The organism is Endozoicomonas sp. SESOKO2, from assembly GCF_024606245.1.
In the GTDB taxonomy this organism is placed as follows: Bacteria; Pseudomonadota; Gammaproteobacteria; order Pseudomonadales; family Endozoicomonadaceae; genus Endozoicomonas_A.
In genome coordinates this window covers 1-1,135 of the sequence record NZ_JAHHPQ010000299.1, presented here as the reverse complement: position 1 = coordinate 1,135, position 1,135 = coordinate 1, and the positions used below count along the sequence as shown (strand labels likewise).

The window sequence follows — 1,135 nt, the reverse complement described above, 5'->3', positions numbered from 1 at the left end:
ACTGCTTCAACTGCTTCAACTGCTTCAACTGCTTCAACTGCTTCAACTGCTTCAAATGCTTCAAATGCTTCATCTGCTTCAACTGCTTCAACTGCTTCAAATGCTTCAAATGCTTCATCTGTTTCAGCCGCTTCCGCTAATCAAATTTATACATTGGTTATACCAATAGCTATTATTTTTTTATAAATACTGAGTCTACCAACTGAACCTTTTAATCAGTGGTTGCCAGCAGACAATCCACTGATTATTTTTTGCTAAGCGATGTGGTTATCTCTTGAGATGGTTGACGATGATGGAAAGAGTGTCTTCGATTTTGTCAAAGCGTTTATCGATTTTGTCAAAACGCTTATCGTGTTCATCAAAACGCCTATCGTGTTGATCAAAACGCCTATCGTGTTCGTCAAAACGCCTATCGTGTTCGTCAAAGCGCCTATCGTGCTCGTCAAAGCGTTTATCAAACTTGGCGTCGAGCTTTTTAATATTGCTGTTTGCTTCACCTAATGAGCTGACCACGTCAGTCAAGGTGTCTCGAATGTGATCCAACTCCGTCGATTGGTATATGGGCTTTAAACTCACTGGGCTTGCTCTCTTTCGATGGTAAAAAAATAGCATAGCAGAGATCAAAATATAGAGGGCAACATAAAAATAGCTATAAGCAAAAAGTTTCTGAAGTTGATCGTCGGATATTGGTTTAATGATTAATCCAACAAAAAAACCGGTGAACTCTGAGAGTATCACCGGTTTTTTTGTATCGAGAGCCACTGAGCGCTCTCAAGCCAACCTCTATGTCAGACCATTGAATTAACCACCGAAGTCGTCCAGCATGATATTTTCGGGTTCAACCCCCTGATCTTCAAGCATTTTAATCACCGCAGCGTTCATCATGGGAGGTCCACACATATAGAACTCACAGTCTTCAGGAGCAGCGTGTTCCTTCAGGTAGTTGTCGAACAACACCTGGTGAATGAAGCCGGTGTAACCTTCCCAGTTATCTTCTGGCTGAGGATCAGAGAGCGCCAGATGCCAGGTAAAGTTAGGGTTATCTTCTGCCAGCTTGTCGAACTCGTCTACGTAGAATGCTTCACGCAGGGAGCGGGCACCGTACCAGAAAGAGATCTTGCGGGTAGAAGACAGA

At 43.0% G+C, this 1,135-nt stretch carries 2 protein-coding genes and 1 pseudogene; 1 reads left to right on the top strand and 2 read right to left on the bottom strand.

Annotation, left to right across the window (positions count from 1 at the left end):
- On the top strand, positions 1 to 186 hold a 186-nt coding region (locus tag KDK17_RS06885; protein ID WP_257287684.1), incomplete at its 5' end, for a hypothetical protein.
- An 81-nt stretch (positions 187 to 267) separates the two neighbouring features.
- Here KDK17_RS06885 and KDK17_RS06880 read toward each other — a convergent pair.
- Both KDK17_RS06880 and KDK17_RS06875 read right to left on the bottom strand, forming a co-directional pair.
- Positions 268 to 576 carry a hypothetical protein gene (locus tag KDK17_RS06880; protein WP_257287683.1) on the bottom strand — a complete coding sequence of 103 codons (309 nt, stop codon included), beginning with the start codon at positions 574 to 576 and terminating at the stop codon, positions 268 to 270.
- Positions 577 to 801: 225 nt separating this feature from the next.
- A pseudogene (locus tag KDK17_RS06875) lies at positions 802 to 1,135 on the bottom strand (NADH:ubiquinone reductase (Na(+)-transporting) subunit F); the annotation flags it as partial.